General features: G+C 29.5%; 14 protein-coding genes. 10 read left to right on the top strand and 4 right to left on the bottom strand.

Annotated elements, in window-relative coordinates; translation table 11 throughout:
• Positions 1-224: 224 nt before the first annotated feature.
• From HMPREF2782_RS05395 to ade, 8 genes are all read left to right on the top strand, one after another.
• Positions 225-995 carry a cytochrome c biogenesis CcdA family protein gene (locus HMPREF2782_RS05395; RefSeq protein WP_070641397.1) on the top strand — a complete coding sequence of 257 codons (771 nt, stop codon included), beginning with the start codon at positions 225-227 and terminating at the stop codon, positions 993-995.
• Positions 946-1497, top strand: a complete 552-nt coding sequence (locus HMPREF2782_RS05400; RefSeq protein ID WP_070641398.1) for a redoxin family protein — start codon at positions 946-948, stop codon at positions 1495-1497. Before HMPREF2782_RS05395 ends, HMPREF2782_RS05400 begins: the two co-directional genes overlap by 50 nt.
• Positions 1498-1506: 9 nt before the next feature.
• Positions 1507-2676 (top strand): peptide-methionine (R)-S-oxide reductase MsrB, encoded by a 1170-nt coding sequence (msrB, locus tag HMPREF2782_RS05405; protein WP_070641399.1) that lies wholly within the window; start codon positions 1507-1509, stop codon positions 2674-2676.
• 6 nt (positions 2677-2682) lie between these two features.
• The gene (locus tag HMPREF2782_RS05410; protein WP_070641400.1) at positions 2683-3423 is read left to right on the top strand and encodes a response regulator transcription factor; all 741 of its coding nucleotides are present in this window, start codon (positions 2683-2685) and stop codon (positions 3421-3423) included.
• Positions 3424-3540: 117 nt separating this feature from the next.
• Complete coding sequence (locus HMPREF2782_RS05415; RefSeq protein WP_261668683.1) at positions 3541-5106, top strand: sensor histidine kinase; 1566 nt, start codon at positions 3541-3543, stop codon at positions 5104-5106.
• A gap of 133 nt (positions 5107-5239) precedes the next feature.
• Positions 5240-5785: a GNAT family N-acetyltransferase gene (locus HMPREF2782_RS05420; protein WP_070641402.1), complete on the top strand. Its 546-nt coding sequence runs from the start codon at positions 5240-5242 to the stop codon at positions 5783-5785.
• A 293-nt stretch (positions 5786-6078) separates the two neighbouring features.
• Positions 6079-6450 (top strand): hypothetical protein, encoded by a 372-nt coding sequence (locus HMPREF2782_RS05425; protein WP_261668685.1) that lies wholly within the window; start codon positions 6079-6081, stop codon positions 6448-6450.
• A gap of 10 nt (positions 6451-6460) precedes the next feature.
• Positions 6461-8152, top strand: coding sequence for an adenine deaminase (gene ade / locus HMPREF2782_RS05430; protein ID WP_070641403.1), 1692 nt, complete (start codon positions 6461-6463; stop codon positions 8150-8152).
• A 69-nt stretch (positions 8153-8221) separates the two neighbouring features.
• Here the strand turns inward: ade and HMPREF2782_RS05435 are convergent, their stop codons facing one another.
• The 3 genes from HMPREF2782_RS05435 to HMPREF2782_RS05445 form a co-directional block, all read right to left on the bottom strand.
• On the bottom strand, positions 8222-9175 hold the full coding sequence (locus HMPREF2782_RS05435) for a 3-hydroxyacyl-CoA dehydrogenase (RefSeq protein WP_070641404.1): 954 nt from the start codon (positions 9173-9175) through the stop codon (positions 8222-8224).
• A gap of 164 nt (positions 9176-9339) precedes the next feature.
• Positions 9340-11580: an ABC transporter permease gene (locus HMPREF2782_RS05440; protein ID WP_070641405.1), complete on the bottom strand. Its 2241-nt coding sequence runs from the start codon at positions 11578-11580 to the stop codon at positions 9340-9342.
• On the bottom strand, positions 11580-12275 hold the full coding sequence (locus tag HMPREF2782_RS05445) for an ABC transporter ATP-binding protein (RefSeq protein ID WP_019119039.1): 696 nt from the start codon (positions 12273-12275) through the stop codon (positions 11580-11582). Before HMPREF2782_RS05445 ends, HMPREF2782_RS05440 begins: the two co-directional genes overlap by 1 nt.
• A 218-nt stretch (positions 12276-12493) precedes the next feature.
• On the opposite strand from HMPREF2782_RS05445, the gene HMPREF2782_RS05450 reads away from it, so the two are divergent.
• Positions 12494-13888: a Na+/H+ antiporter NhaC family protein gene (locus HMPREF2782_RS05450; protein ID WP_019119038.1), complete on the top strand. Its 1395-nt coding sequence runs from the start codon at positions 12494-12496 to the stop codon at positions 13886-13888.
• Here the strand turns inward: HMPREF2782_RS05450 and HMPREF2782_RS05455 are convergent.
• Complete coding sequence (locus tag HMPREF2782_RS05455) at positions 13851-14768, bottom strand: LysR family transcriptional regulator (protein ID WP_004839646.1); 918 nt, start codon at positions 14766-14768, stop codon at positions 13851-13853. The genes HMPREF2782_RS05450 and HMPREF2782_RS05455 overlap by 38 nt on opposite strands.
• Positions 14769-14847: 79 nt before the next feature.
• Between HMPREF2782_RS05455 and megL the strand changes: the two genes are divergently transcribed.
• Positions 14848-16038, top strand: coding sequence for a methionine gamma-lyase (gene megL, locus HMPREF2782_RS05460; RefSeq protein WP_070641406.1), 1191 nt, complete (start codon positions 14848-14850; stop codon positions 16036-16038).
• The last annotated feature ends 51 nt before the right edge of the window (positions 16039-16089 follow it).

Here is a 16089-nt window from a genome sequence, read left to right on the forward strand (position 1 = left end):
AGACCTCCCGGGAGACTAGGAAGTTGCCAAACAATCAAGACTAGCTTATGCTAGTCTTTTTTGTTGTCTAAAAATATATTTTTTTTGTTTTTAAATTTCTTTTTTGCTTGTATTTTTATTTTATTTTTTAATATCTGATTATTTTTATATTTTACATAAGATATTTCTATTCTATTATTTTTCCTTTGATTTTATAATTATATTATAAAAAAAAGGAGGTATTTATGATTGAAAATCAATTACTTTTAAGCTCGGTTTTTATTGCTGGCTTTTTATCGTTTTTTGCTCCTTGTACTTTTTCTTTGATGCCTGCTTATATTGGTATCATTACGGATCAAAGGGGAGAATATAAAAATTTTAAATTTGGAAAAATTTATATAAATATTGGTGCTATTATTAAAACTATGACTTTTATTTTAGGTCTTGCTACTAGTTTTGTTATTTTGGGTTTTGGTGCAGGTTTTTTTGGAAAATTTGTCAATAATAGATGGGTAATTTTTATTGGGGGACTTATTGTGTTTTTGTTAGGTCTTCATCAAATGGAAATTATTAATATTGAAAAATTGAATGTTACTAAGACTGTTAATTTTAAAAATAAGAAAACTAAGGCTTTGGGGACTTATCTTATGGGGCTTTCTTTTTCTTTGGGTTGGACACCTTGTGTTGGTCCAATTCTTGGAGCGGTGCTTCTTACTTCTGCAAGCAGTGGTAAAGAATTTTATGGGGCTTTTATGATGTTAGTTTATTCGTTTGGCCTTATGGTTCCGTTTTTATTGATGGCTGTTTTGTCTTCTACTCTTAATAAAAATTTTGAGTTTTTTAGAAAGCATCTTATTTTTATGAAACGTTTGGGTGGGTTTTTGATAATGGTAATGGGCGTTGTTCTTATGACTAATCAATTGCCTAATCTTACTTCATTTTTTAATAATTTATTTAGGAGGATATATGAAAAAATCTTTAGCGATACCGTTTTTAGTGATAGCTTTTGCTCTTAGTGCATGCTCTAATGAAAAATCGGTGGATAAAAATATGAATGATATGAAGGATAAAAATATTTCAAGTAATAGCATGGAAAATAAAAATAGTGATAATTCTTTGAATCTTGAGGATAGGGATGGTAACAAGGTTTCTTTGGATTCTTTTAAGGGGAAGAAAACTTATATTAAGTTTTGGGCTTCTTGGTGTCCTATTTGTTTGTCAAGTCTTGGCGAATTGGATGAATTGTCTAATAGTGATGGGGATTATCAGGTTGTAAGTGTGGTTGCTCCTGACCAAATGGGGGAAAAATCTAAGAAGGATTTTATAAAATGGTTTGATGGTTTGGAATATAAAAATATTAATACTTTGTATGATACGAGTGGGGATTTTATTAAAAAATTTAATGTTAAATCTACTCCTACAAATGTATTTTTGGATTCTGAGGGTAAGCTTGTCAAGGTTGCTCCAGGGGCTTTGGATAAGGATACTATCAATGAAATTTTTAAACAGATTAAATAGGAGTTTTGTATGAAAGGTAAATTTATTTTTGTTTTTTTGATTTGTGCTATCTTTTTGGTGGCTTGTTCTAATAATTCTAAGAATAAGTCTAAGGATAATGGAAATATTTCTAGCACAAATGAGGAAATTGGCAAAAAAATTGATGAAATTATTGACTCTAATAATAAGAAAAATTTAAAGGAAATGGAAAATCAAAAAAATATGGATAAGGAAAAGGAAAATTATTCTAAGGATGATCTTAAAAAAATCTACCTAGCTGGTGGTTGTTTTTGGGGTGTTGAGGAATATATGCAAAGAATTTATGGGGTTTATGATGCTGTAAGTGGTTATGCAAATGGAAAGGTTAATAATCCGACTTATAAAACGGTAAGTAGTGGCAAAAGTGGCTATGCAGAAACTGTGGAAGTAACTTATGATAGTAAAAAAATAAAGCTTGAGGACTTGCTTAATCATTATTTTAAAATAATTGATCCAACTAGCCTTAATAAACAAGGAAATGATAGGGGAAGTCAATATAGGACTGGGATTTATTATGTGGATGATTCTGATAAGAAAGTTATAGATAAGGTTATGAATTTTCAGGCAAAAAAATACAGCGAAAAAATTGTGGTTGAAAATATGAAACTTAAAAATTTTACTGTGGCTGAAGATTATCATCAAGATTATTTGAGGAAAAATCCGAATGGATATTGTCATATCGACTTGTCAAAGGCTAATGAAGTTGTGATTGACCCTGCTAAATATCCAAAACCATCGGATGATGATTTGAAGAGAAAACTTACGGATATTCAATATAGGGTTACTCAAAAAAATGAAACTGAATCTTCTTTTTCTAATGAATATTGGGATAATAAGGAAAAAGGTATTTATGTTGATGTAGCAACTGGCGAGCCTTTGTTTTCATCAAGTGATAAATTTGATTCGGGTTGTGGTTGGCCATCTTTTTCTAAGCCAATAGCCAAAGATGTTGTGACATATCGTGAAGATAAGTCGTATAATATGAACAGAACTGAAGTGAGAAGTAGGTCTGGGGATTCGCATTTGGGACATGTTTTTAATGATGGCCCTAAAGAACTTGGTGGTCTTCGTTTTTGTATAAATTCAGCTTCGATTAAATTTATTCCACTTAAAGATATGGAAGATAGGGGATATGGATATTTAAAACATCTTGTAAAGTAGGGGATTATGTATAAATTGTTAATAGCAGATGATGAATCAATCATAAGAAAGGGCATAAAAAATTTAATAGATTTTGAGAGTTTGGAAATTGATCAAGTTTTTGAGGCGGAAAATGGGAAAGAGGCTGTTGATTTGGCCTTAAAAAACAAGATAGATATAGTTATAATGGATATAAATATGCCTATAATTGATGGCCTTAGTGCGAGCAAAAAAATAAAGGAAAAAAATCCAGATTCTTACTTGTTAATTCTTACAGGCTACAATTATTTTGATTATGCCCAAGCTGCTATTAGGGCAAAGGTGGACGATTATATTTTAAAACCTGTTAGCAAAAAAGATGTAGAATATATGTTAAAAACTGCTGTAAATAAGCTTAATATTAACAGAAAAAATGAGTCTTTGAAAGAGTATAATGATGAGAATTTGAAGGCAAAAGAATCTTATGAGGATATAAAAAAATATATTGATAAAAATGTATTTTGTGAAGATTTTTCTTTAAACAAGATGGCAAGCGAGATTGGTTACAATAATAATTATTTAAGCAGTTTGATAAAAGAAATTTACGGTTTATCTTTCCAGGATTTATCCAATAAATTGAGAATGGAAAAGGCAAGGATTTTGCTTTTGACAAGCGATATGAAAAATCAAGAGATAGCAGATGCCGTTGGTATCTATGATGTTTCATATTTTTCTAATAAATTTAAAAAATATTTTGGCAAAAGTCCAAAACAAATTAGGAAAAAATAAATGAAAAAGATTTTCAAAAAAATAGAATTCAAAATAAGTGCTTGCTTTTTTGTAATTTCTATTCTTATAATATCTCTAATGCTTTTTTCTTGGTACAAGCAAAGTTCTTCAAAGCTTATGACATACGAAAAAGAAGAAACAAGCCAAGAAGTCAAAAATGCAAGTATATATGTGGCAAGCTATCTAGAAAAAAACAAAAACCTTGCCTCTCTGTTGGCTATGTCAGCCGAAAGTCAAAATATAATGGATGATAAGACGGATTTTAAAAATTTGAAGGACATAATAAAAGTTAGCGAAAAAAGCGATGAATTTATAAAAAAAATTTTCCTAGTTTCTGAAAATGGAAATATTATTTCAAATGAAAAAGTAAATTTAGAAACAAATAAGGATATGAAAAATATTTCTTGGTATAAGAAACTTATAAATTCAAATAATATGGCATTTGCAAGCAAGGCTGATTTTTCAAAAATATCTAGTGATTCGTCAAAAAATATAATAAGTATTTCCAAAGAAATTAAAGATAAAAACAACAAAAGATTGGGCTTTGTGGTTATAAATCTTTCCTATAAATTTTTGGAAGATTTTTTATCGACAATAAATTTTGGCAAATATGGCTATGTTTTTATTTTGTCCTCAGAAGAAGAACTCCTTTTTAAATCAAAAAATATGGAAGATTTTGGAAAAAAAGATTACGAAAAACTTTTAAAAAAGAGGATGAAACCAGAAAAAATGGATTTTGTTTCATCCAATGTTTTTATTCCAAATACCCAATGGAAGCTGGTAGGAATTTCCTTTTCAAACGCAATTTCTAATTTAAAAAAACAATTAATAGAAAGCTCCCTAATTCTTGCCCTAATCGTTTTTGTTTTGACTTTGTTAGTGTCGATTTTTGTGTCAAAAAAAATAAGCAAACCAATAATTTATTTGATTGGAGAAATCAAAAAAACCGACAAAAAATTATATAAAATAGAATCACTCCCTCAAGCATCAAGTGAAATACAAATCTTAACAAAAGAATACAACAACCTAATAGATAGGATTTTTGTTCTAACAGAAGATATAGAAAAAAAAGAAGAACAAAAAAGAACCTACCAAGTCAAAGCTCTCCAAAGCCAAATAAATCCACATTTTTTATACAATACCTTGGATACAATTTTGTGGCTTGTAGAATTTGGAGAAAATGAAAAAGCAATAAAAGTAACCAAAAATTTAGGAATGCTTCTAAGAAACAGCCTAAACATTGACGAAGATTTCGTAAAACTTGATAAGGAAATAGAACACGCAAAAAATTATCTAGATATACAAAAAATAAGATATGACAATAAATTTACCTACGAATTTATAAAAAAAATACAAACAAGCAGTCTATACGTTCCAAAATTAATACTCCAACCAATAATAGAAAATGCAATTTATCACGGAATAAGAGAAAAAAAATCCAAGTCTTACATTAAAATTATAGTAGAAAAAAATCCAGAATATTTAATAATAAAAATAATAGATAACGGACTAGGTCCAAAAGAAAAAAAAGAAAATATTCCAACAAAACTTGGAGGAATAGGGATGGAAAATGTAAATAATAGGATAAAACTTTTGTGTGGAGAAAAATATAATTTAAAAATGCAAAGAGAAAATGGCGAAACCATTGTCACATATAAGCTAAAAATAATAAAAGAAATTTAAAAAAATCAATAAAAAATGGGCTGTTTCAACAGCTCATTTTTTTTGTTTTAATTTATTTAAAGTTTTAGTTTACTTTTGAAAATCTAGTATGTTAATATATATGTAAAAATATTTGATAATGAGGATAAATTTTATGAATTTAACTAAAAAAATTTTTACTAATAGGTTAATTTTAAGAAAGGCTAAGATTTCTGATGCCTCTTTAGCTTATAAGAATTGGATGGATGATGAGGAAGTTACTAAGTTTTTAAGATGGAAAGCTCATAAAAATGTTCTTGAAAGTGAAAAAGTTATAAAAAACTGGGTTGATTCTTATAAAAATGATGATTTTTTTCAATGGATTATTGAACTTAAAGAATTAGCTGAACCGATTGGAACTATTAGTGTGATTTCTATTGATAAAAGGGTTAATTCTTGTCATATTGGTTATTGTATTGGGAAAAAATTTTGGAATATGGGATATACCTCTGAGGCTTTTTCTGCTATAATTTCTTTTTTATTTTCTCTTGGTTTTGATAGGATCGAATCTTCTCATGATCCTAATAATCCATATTCTGGCAAGGTTATGGAAAAATGTGGTCTTATTTATGAGGGTAGGTTAAGAAAGGCTGATTATAATAATCAGGGGATTGTTGATTCGTGTGTTTATGGTATTTTGAGGGAGGATTTTGAGAAATAATTTTTAAATTATTTATTTAGATTAGCTGGGCTTATATAAATTTAAAAGGCGATAAAAATAATTTATCGCCTCAGAATGAAGACAAACACAGGAAAAATCTCCTGGGTTTTCTAATATTATTAAATTTTTAATGAATGTTATAATATCTGGGCTGATTGTTTCTGTTTAACTGCTCATTAAATTTTTACTACAGACATGTATATGTGTATTCGTTTTCATTTTCATGTCTATTTTTAACAATATAGGGACTGTAACGGGCATTTCAATAAAAGCGGGATTAACAGATGAAAATAATGAATGAAGCAAAAGATATGAATAAATCTTTTCTAGTAGATTCTTTAGGAACAATTGTAGTGGGGTGTTTAGGAACAAGTGTTGTGGGAACAACATTAGAAACTTCAGCCGTCATAGAAGAGGGAGGGCGAACAGGACTTATGGCAGTGACAAGTGCAGTAAAAGCTATAGATTTTGATAATATAACAGAAGCTATACCTGCATTTTTAACCTTTATCATAATTCCTCTTACTTACAGTATTGCGGATGGTATTATGATAGGAATTTTATCTTATGTAGTATTAAATATTATAACTGGTAAATTTAAACAAATATCTTTACCAATGTATGCTATGGGAATTTTGTCTTTAGTTAAAATGTTATTTTTATAAGGAGAGAGAAATGTTAAAGAGTGATATGAAAGCGGATTTGATAATAAAAGATGTCAAAGTAATAGATGTGTTTCAAAATGAAATTTACAAGGGAAATGTAGCAGTGAAGAATGGAAAAATTATTGGCATTGGAGATTATGAAGATGCAGATGAGATTGTAGATGCAAAAGGATCCTACCTATCACCAACTATGACTGATGGACACGTGCACATAGAGTCTTCTATGGTATCTCCAGCTGAATTTTTAAAATGTTTAGTTGCAAGAGGAGTTTCAACTATAATAGCAGATCCACATGAGATAGCAAATGTGTGTGGGCTTGATGGGCTTGAATACATAATAGATGAAACAAAAGATCTACCGGCACATGTATATGTAATGTTGCCATCATGCGTTCCATGTACACCATTTGAAACAAGTGGAGCTATTTTAAAAGCTTGCGATTATAAAGAGATGATAAATAATCCGAGAGTTTTGGGCTTAGGAGAAATGATGGATTTTGTTGGAACAGTAAATCGATCAGAAGACATCTTGGAAAAAATTGACTTGGCTAAAAATAGCAATAAGGTAGTAGATGGACACGCCCCACTTTTATCAGGAAAGGCGTTGGACGATTATGTACTAGCTGGTATTTTAACAGACCATGAGTGTTCAGCTGTAGATGAAATGAAAGAAAAGATTCGCCGAGGAATGTACATTCAATTAAGAGAAGGTACAGCTGCTAAAAATTTAGAAGCACTGATAAAAGGAGTTACAAAAGATAACATAAGTCGTTGTTTCTTCTGTACAGATGATAGACATCCGCAAGACTTGTTAAAAGATGGAAATGTAGATAACAATGTGAGAAAAGCAATTAAATTGGGGATGGAACCTTTATATGCAATTAAAATGGCAACTTTAAATCCGGCTCAGTGTTACAAAATGGAAAATTCAGGGGCAATTGCACCGGGGTATGTTGCAGATTTCTTTTTATTCGATGATTTGAATAACATAAACGCAAAAGCAGTTTTCATTGGAGGCAAGAAAGTAGCAGAAGATGGAAAAGTAATAGTAGATTTTCCACAAAAACTTTCTCCAAAGGTACTTTCAAAAATGAATATAAGAGATTTTAAATTAGAAGATTTAAAACTTAGATTGAATTCAAACAGAGTCCATGTAATTGAAATGGAAAAAGAATCACTTTTAACTAAGAAAATTATCTGTGATGTAGATGTAAAAGATGGTTACTTCGAATACTCAGATGACGGAATAAGAAAAATAGTGGTAATTGAAAGACACACCGGAAATTCTGCAATAGCAATAGGATTGATAAAGGGATATGATATAAAAAATGCCGCTGTTGGAACTACAATAGCACACGATAGCCATAATTTAGTTGTTATTGGGGACAATGATGAAGATATGCTAAACGTAATAAAGAAAATAGATCAGATGAGTGGTGGAATGGCAATATCTTCAAATGGAAAATTAGAAGGGTCTTTAAGACTTGATATAGCAGGCATTATGAGTAGTAAATCAATGACAGAAGTACATGAAGACATCAAGAAATTATTAGAAAAAGCAAAAGAGCTTGGAGTAGGAGATGGAATAGATCCATTTATGACTCTTGGATTTATGGCTCTACCGGTTATACCGGATATAAAGATGACAGACAAAGGATTGTTTGATGTAAATGAATTTAAACACATTCCTTTAGAAGTTTAAAAAGTAGGTGCATTTGCACCTACTTTGTCAACAGTCTGAGGCGATAAAAATAATTTATCGCCTTATTTTTTATTTATATTTATAAAATCCTTCCCCTGTTTCAATACCCTTTAAGCCTTTGGCAGCTCTTTCTTCCAATTTTTTAATAGCTTTTGCAATTGGAGAATTTGGATCATTTGCTTGAGGATTTGTTTTTGAAATATTTATTACAGTTGTAATACCAACTATATCAATTATTTCGAAAGGTCCTCTTGGAGAGCCTGTTCCGATTTTCCAATCCATATCTATATCTTTTGGATCAGCAACATCATTTCCATAAAGATTTAGACCAGCATTAATAAAAGGAACAAGCAAAGAATTCAAAATATATCCGGCTTGTTCTTTTTTTATTACAGCTGGATACATTCCTATATTTTTTGCAAATTCAATAACACTTTCAAAAGCCTCATCACTTGTTTTGTCATGCTTCATTATCTCAGCAAGATTTTGTCTCCAAATTGAGTTTGCAAAGTGAAGACTTAAAAATTTGTCTTGTCTACCAGTATATTCTCTAAAAGTTGAAGGCAAGAAAGTTGAAGAATTTGTTGCAATAATTGCATCTTCCTTTAAATAAGAAGAAATTTTTTCATAAAAATCTTTCTTCTCATCAACAATTTCTGCAATTGCCTCAATAACAAGATCAGCATCAGAAAAAGCCTCATTTAAGTCAGTAGTGTATTTTATTTCTTTAAAAATTTTTTCATTTACATTTTTTAATTCTTCTATTTTTTCATTAGTAATTTCGTTTTTATCCTTGAAAAAAGACCTAGGATAATTTGGATTTTCAGCTCCAATATATGAAGGACAAGCCATAAGTTCCTTAGAAAAAATATTGTGTAAATTTTCAATTCTTGGCTTAACTCTTTCAATAGAACCTTCACTTCTTCCCCAAATCGTTACATTAAATCCATGAAAAGCTGTGACGTAGGCAATTTGAGCACCCAAAACGCCACCACCAGCTACGGTTACATTTTTTATTTTCATTATTTGCTCCTTTTTTTATATATATTTTCATCTCATATATATTGATATACCCAAAATTTGGTTTTTTAAATTTTATTGTAGAAATCGATATAATAAATTAGCAAATATAAAAGGAGATGTTAAAAAATAAGCAAAAGCATCAGATAGCAAGGTGTAATTTTTATTTATCCATTGATATTTTTAAGCTCTTTTACCATGTCTAATTTTGAAATTTTATAGCTTTCAATAATTTGTGTAATTATAAAAGTAAGTAAACTCAAGAAAAATGCAAAGGCAAATATTTTATTTGGGATAGATATATCTACAAAAATATCTAGTTTTTGCATAGAAATTTTTATTAAAAATTTTAGTATTGTATTCAGTAGTGGCATTAGAACAATCTCAAAAATTACTAGTAAAAAGAGTATGGTATTGATGTAAATTTTTACAACTTCTCTATCTTTAAATCCAAATATTTTAAGGTAGCTTATATTTTCTTTTGATTTATCAATAATAGTTGTTGAAATAACGCTCGTTATTATAAAATAAAAGGCGAGCGAAACAATAAGGACAATTTTAAAAACAAATTTAAAGTGGTCAAAAAAATGGTCCATAAATTTTGTCATATCCTTTTTGTTTATCTCTGTTATTAAATTTTCTTTTGAAATATCTAACTTTTTATCTGATAAGTAACTATTAAAATATGAAGAATCCTTTCCTATTAATTTATTTAAGTTTTGTCTATTTGTTAAAATTTGCAAAGTTTTTATCTTATAATCAATTTTTTTTATCTTTAAGGTATTAGTTTTATTATTATAAGAGTTTAAGACTTTTATTGTATCTTTTTTACCTAGATTAAATCTTTGTGCAAGACCGTATGATATAACAACTTCATCTTTTTTAAGCTCATTTAAATTTTTATTATCGTACTTGCTATTTTTATCAACTCCATAAATTTGAATTTTTTTGTCATCAAAATTTACCAAATTTACATTTACAATGCTAGCCATATCCGATTTTATTTTTTCATCCTTTGTCTTTACAAAGTAAATATGGTCATATTTCATCTCATCTTTCATTTTTTTTGCATAATTTTCAAAAGAAGGTTCAAGGCAAAGAGAGAAAACCAAAAGCAAATTTGCTAAGAAAATTCCAAATAGTAGGGCTAGAAAATTTAGTTTGTTGTTTAATATTAATCTTAGTTTTGCCTTTTGCATAAAAGAAAAATTTTTCAATTTAAGTTTTGATATTTTATTTTTCTTATATAAATTTTTTCTCAAAAAATCAATAGGATTGTGATTTAAAGAAAAATATACAACAAAAAAATTAATTACCAAATATATAAAAATAGGCAAAATAGTCGTAAATGCAAAGGTAAGATGGTTTGTATTTAGCTCAAATTTTGGTAGTTCAAAAGAAAGATAATACACATCAGCATATTTTTTATAAAAATAAGTAAAGGCTATAAAATTTCCACAAATAGATGCCAAAATTGCCAAAAACAAAGGCATAGCCATATAATTTTTTAATAATTCCTTTTTTTTGTAACCAGAAGCTAAAAGACAACCAATTATTGGAGATTCATTTTCAATTAAATTTTTAATTTGCACAGCACTAATAAAGGCTAGAGAAATAAATAATAAAATACTAGCCGAAATCATAGTAGGCACATCCCCATCCATATCATCCATAATATAAGTTATGCATTTATTATCATATCTTGTAACACCATCAATCATTAGATTATTTTTATTGATAATTTTTCCAAAATTTTTAAGCCTTTTATTTGCAACTTTACTATTTTTAGAAAATTTATCATGATAAGAATAATTATAAACAATTTTTTTATCCTTTATCTTATCAAAAGTTTTAGAAGACAAAAGACAAACACCAAAATATCCTGTATCCATAACAATATCTTCCCTATTTTTAAGAAGAGTAGAATAGTCAGGCAAAGAAACAAGACCTGTTACGAGATATTTTTTATTTTTAATTTTCAAAAAATCCCCTATATTTATTTTATTTGCCCTTGCATAATTAGCAGAAATAGCAATTTCATTGTCATTATTTGCCAATCTTCCATCAAAAATTTGACTAATATTGATATGATTTCTATTTTTAAAAACTCTTAAAGTCCTATCATCATGATAGTTTTCGTCAAAATAAAAATTTTCATAAACATTCAAAGAAAGATCTTCCAAGGCTTTGATTGTTTTGTTAGATAGTTTATCAATACAAACAAATTCTCCATCCTCAACTTTTCCATCATCAATTTGCTTGTAATACAAATGTTTAATAGACTGTTGGGCAGTAAAAAATGATGATGAAAAAATAATTAAAATGGTTAAAGTTAAAAAAATAGAAAAAAATTTAAAAGGATTAGATTTTATTTGCCTATAAATTCTTTTATTAAGAGGATTTTTCATTACCAAGAAACCTCCTTAGCAGATATTTTATTTGAATTTACAAAAAGATTCTTTATTTTACCATCATGTAAATTTAAAATAATATCACACATTTTACTTATATTAGTATTGTGAGTTGCAATTAAAATCGTAGATTTATAAATTTTATTTAAATTTTCAATTAAATTCAAAACATCCTTGGCACTTTCATAATCAAGAGCACCAGTTGGCTCATCACAAATTAAAATTCTAGGGCTTTTTACCATAGCCCTTGCAATAGAAGTTCTTTGCGCTTGACCTCCAGAAATTTCATTTGGGAATTTATATTTTTGGTCAGATAAACCAAGATTATCTATCAAATCATCAATATCAAGAGGATTATCAGACAAAAATTTACCAAGCTCAATATTTTCTATAACATTTAAATCACTAATTAAATTATAAAATTGAAAAACAAAGCCCAAATTATTACGCCTAAAAATTTCCAAATCTTTTTTATTTAATTTACCTAAATTTTGACCAAAAATATTAACATTTCCTATGTCAATTGTTTCAATTCCACCAATAATATTTAACAAGGTAGATTTTCCAGAACCAGAAGGCCCTAAAATACAAATTATTTTTCCTTCATCAAAAGATAAATCAATTCCCTTTAAAACTTCTATCTTGTTAGAATTTTTTCCATAAAACTTATGTAAATTTGAAATTTTAATCATAATTACCCCTTCTAAATAAAAAATTACAAATAAAGATTAACAAGTATACAATCTTTTTTTTATTATAAAACAAATGAGAACCTTTATCAACTAAAATGTGCAAAAGCTTTTATAAGTTTTTCTTATATGCACCATAACTTATATGTATTTTACAACGATTTCAATCTAATGTATTATAATAGTGAAAACGTAATCATTTTTAAAAAGGGGTGAATATTGTGAAAGAAAATGAAAAAATTTCAGGAAAGGCGTTAATTCCATTTTTGGTTTTTATCGTTATTTATCTTGCCACAGGTATCGTACTTCATTTAAGAGGAGTAGAAATGGCATTTTATCAATTGCCTGCACCTATTGCAGCTTTTGTTGGTATTATTAGTGCATTTTTATTATTTGGTGGAAGTATTGATGAGAAATTTGACAATTTAGTTGCAGGTTGTGGCGACTCAAACATTATTATTATGTGTTTGATTTACATATTGGCTGGCGCTTTCTCTGCTTTGGCTTCTGCCTCTGGTGGAGTTGATTCTGTAGTTGGTTTGGGACTTTCTTTTGTTCCTGCTAAATTTTTAACTGCAGGTGTATTTTTGATAGCTTGTTTCATTTCTATTGCTACTGGTTCTTCTGTTGGTACTATTACTGCTCTTGGACCTATAGCTGTTGGTCTTGCTAAATCTGGTGGTATCAATATGGCTTTGATGCTTGGTGCCTTGGTTGGTGGATCAATGTTTGGAGATAACTTATCTGTTATTTCTGATACAACTATCGCTGCTACTAGAACTCAAAATTGTGAAATGAAAGATAAGTTTAGGATGAACTTGAAGATGGCTCTTCCTGCTGGAATAATTACTTTTATTTTGCTATTAATTTTGGGTGCACCTGAAAGTCAACCTGCTCAAAAAGATTTATCTTACGATATTATTAAGATTATTCCTTATATTTTCGTATTGGTAGTTGCTCTTATGGGCGTTAATGTATTTTTAGTTTTAACTGGTGGTATTGTTTTATCTGGTATTGTTCTTCTTATGAACAATGGATTTGACTTGCTTGCTCTTTCTCAAACTATGTGGGAAGGCTTTACTGGAATGTTTGAAATCTTCTTACTTTCTATGTTAATTGGTGGTCTTTCTAATATGGTTACCAAAGAGGGCGGTATTAATTGGATTATTGCAAAAATTAGAAAATTTGCTAAGGGAGAAAAATCTGGCGAGCTTGGTATAGCTGCACTTGTTTCTCTTGCTGACGTAGCAATTGCTAACAATACTGTTGCAATTATTATTTCAGGTCCAATCGCAAAGAAAATGTGTAATGAATATAAGATTGATCCTAGAAGATCTGCATCACTTCTTGATACATTCTCTTGTGTATTCCAAGGAATAGTACCTTATGCTGCTCAAGTATTGATAGCTGCAAGCTTTACAAAAGGCGCTGTAGCACCATTCCAAATCATACCATATTTCTGGTATCAATTTATCTTGGGAGTTGTTTCCATAGTTTCTATCTATGTACCATTTACAGCTGCAAAAGATAAATGGAATTTTGAATATGATATGGCTGAATCAAAAGTTGCAGGTCATGTTAAAAATTTGGAAGACAATGAACAAGCTCACGCTTAGTTAGGGATAAATATTCCTTACAAAGCTTTGAAAGATTTTTGGAAGATTTGTAAACATAACCTATATCCATAGATAAATTTTCTGGATTTTCAAGCTTAACAGTTTTGATATTAGGAAATCCACTATTTGGATGAAGGCAACCTGTTCCAACATTAAAAGAATTTGTGTTGGAAATAAGACCTAAAGTCGTGCCCCTATCTTGGGTATAGATAACCTGTTTGTGATCAGGTAGGTTTACAAATTCTTCCGGTAAAATCTCAGTGTCATTTTGCTCATAAATTATCATAGGATAATTATAAAGATCATCTATCTTAATCAAATTTTCATTTGCTAATGGATGGTCTTTGTTAATGAAAACATGAGGAATGACCTTTGCAATTGTAACATAAGATAAAGATTTTTCTTTAAATAAATTAAAAATAGCTTGCCTATAAGGTTCATTTATGTAAATAAAGGCAAGATCAGAATAATCGTTTTCAACGTGGTTAATGGCATCAAGGGATGTGGTTTCTTTTAAATAAAATTTGAAAGAATTATCCTTGTACTTGTCAATTAATTTCATAAAAGCTGAAACAGCAAAATTAAAGTGCTGACTTGACACTCTAAGCTCAGAAATATCCTTATTATCTGGAGCATATTGTCTTTGGATTTCCTTATACTTGCTGATTAAATCTTGGCATTTTATGAGATACTCAAGACCCTTGGCGGTTGTTTGAGTTCCACTTTGATTTCTCTCAAAAATTTTAAAACCCAGTTCTTTTTCAAGATCATTTATAGCCATGGAAATGGCAGGCTGGGATGTGTAGAGGTTTTTTGCAGCCTTTGAAATAGAACCTGTTTTAGAAACTTCTATAGCGTAAATAATTTTGTTTAAATTCATAATATCTCCTTAGTCTCTTTGGATATATTATATTAAATATTTGGTAAAAATGAAACAATGGAAATGAAAGGATTAGAAAATGACAGAAAACAAAAAAAGATCATTTGCAACAGAAACAATACACGCAGGCGCAATAAAAGATACATACGGTTCATTAGGACTACCAATATATCAAACATCAACCTTTATATTTGACAACGCAGAACAAGGTGGAAGAAGATTTGCTCTAGAAGAAGAAGGATTTATCTATTCAAGACTAGGAAACCCAACCAACGATGCTTTGGAGAAAAAACTAGCAGCCCTTGAAGGAGCAGAAGCAGCAGTATCAACATCATCAGGAATGGGAGCAATCACATCATCAATCTGGCCATTTATCAAAGCAGGCGATCATATCCTAGCATGCGGCACACTCTACGGATGTACATTTGCATTTTTAAATGAAATAACAAAATTCAACGTAGACGTAGAATTTATAGATATGACAGATCTAGAAGAAGTCAAAAAACATCTAAAAGACAACACGAGAATAGTATATCTAGAAACACCAGCAAACCCAACCCTAGATGTAATAGATATAGAAGAAGTAGTAAAACTTGCAAAGAAAAACTCAAAAGACACATTAGTAATCGCAGACAATACCTTTGCAACACCATACCTACAAAATCCATTAAAACTTGGCGTAGATATAGTAGTACATTCAGCAACAAAATACCTAAACGGACACGGCGACGTAATAGCAGGATTTTCATGCGGATCAAAAGAATTAATGACTCAAGTAAGACTAGTAGGCCAAAAAGACTTCACAGGCTCAGTCCTATCAGCTCACGATGCATTCCTAATCTTTAGAGGAATGAAAACCCTCGAAGTAAGAATGAAACAACACGTAGCAAACACCAAAAAGGTTGTAGAAGCATTACAAAAACACAAAAACGTAGAAAAAGTATATTATCCAGGTCTAGAAGATTTCAAAAACCACGAAGTAGCTAAAAAACAAATGAAAGACTACGGAGCAATGGTAACATTTGAAGTAAAAGGCGGAATCGAAGCAGGAAGATGCGTAATGAACAACGTAAAATTATGTTCACTAGCAGTAAGTCTAGGCGATGCAGAAACATTAATTGAGCATCCAGCAACAATGACCCACTCAACCTACTCAGAAGAAGCCCTAAAAGAAGCAGGAATAGCACCAGGTTTAATCAGATTATCAGTAGGCCTAGAAGATGCAGATGAAATAATAGAAGACTTAAATCAAGCCTTAGACCTAATCTAAAAATTATATGAAAAATCTCCCCGCGGGGAGATTTTTTAATTTGCTAAATAA

This window comes from Anaerococcus sp. HMSC068A02 (genome assembly GCF_001811125.1).
In the GTDB taxonomy this organism is placed as follows: Bacteria; Bacillota; Clostridia; order Tissierellales; family Peptoniphilaceae; genus Anaerococcus; species Anaerococcus vaginalis_C.

Bases quoted from the DNA above. Each gene is read 5' to 3' on its own strand.
- HMPREF2782_RS05395 (WP_070641397.1), top strand. From the start codon at position 225: ATGATTGAAAATCAATTACTTTTAAGCTCGGTTTTTATTGCTGGCTTT.
- HMPREF2782_RS05400 (WP_070641398.1), top strand. From the start codon at position 946: ATGAAAAAATCTTTAGCGATACCGTTTTTAGTGATAGCTTTTGCTCTT.
- msrB (WP_070641399.1), top strand. From the start codon at position 1,507: ATGAAAGGTAAATTTATTTTTGTTTTTTTGATTTGTGCTATCTTTTTG.
- HMPREF2782_RS05410 (WP_070641400.1), top strand. From the start codon at position 2,683: ATGTATAAATTGTTAATAGCAGATGATGAATCAATCATAAGAAAGGGC.
- HMPREF2782_RS05415 (WP_261668683.1), top strand. From the start codon at position 3,541: ATGACATACGAAAAAGAAGAAACAAGCCAAGAAGTCAAAAATGCAAGT.
- HMPREF2782_RS05420 (WP_070641402.1), top strand. From the start codon at position 5,240: ATGAATTTAACTAAAAAAATTTTTACTAATAGGTTAATTTTAAGAAAG.
- HMPREF2782_RS05425 (WP_261668685.1), top strand. From the start codon at position 6,079: ATGAATGAAGCAAAAGATATGAATAAATCTTTTCTAGTAGATTCTTTA.
- ade (WP_070641403.1), top strand. From the start codon at position 6,461: ATGTTAAAGAGTGATATGAAAGCGGATTTGATAATAAAAGATGTCAAA.
- HMPREF2782_RS05435 (WP_070641404.1), bottom strand. From the start codon at position 9,175: ATGAAAATAAAAAATGTAACCGTAGCTGGTGGTGGCGTTTTGGGTGCT.
- HMPREF2782_RS05440 (WP_070641405.1), bottom strand. From the start codon at position 11,580: ATGAAAAATCCTCTTAATAAAAGAATTTATAGGCAAATAAAATCTAAT.
- HMPREF2782_RS05445 (WP_019119039.1), bottom strand. From the start codon at position 12,275: ATGATTAAAATTTCAAATTTACATAAGTTTTATGGAAAAAATTCTAAC.
- HMPREF2782_RS05455 (WP_004839646.1), bottom strand. From the start codon at position 14,768: ATGAATTTAAACAAAATTATTTACGCTATAGAAGTTTCTAAAACAGGT.
- megL (WP_070641406.1), top strand. From the start codon at position 14,848: ATGACAGAAAACAAAAAAAGATCATTTGCAACAGAAACAATACACGCA.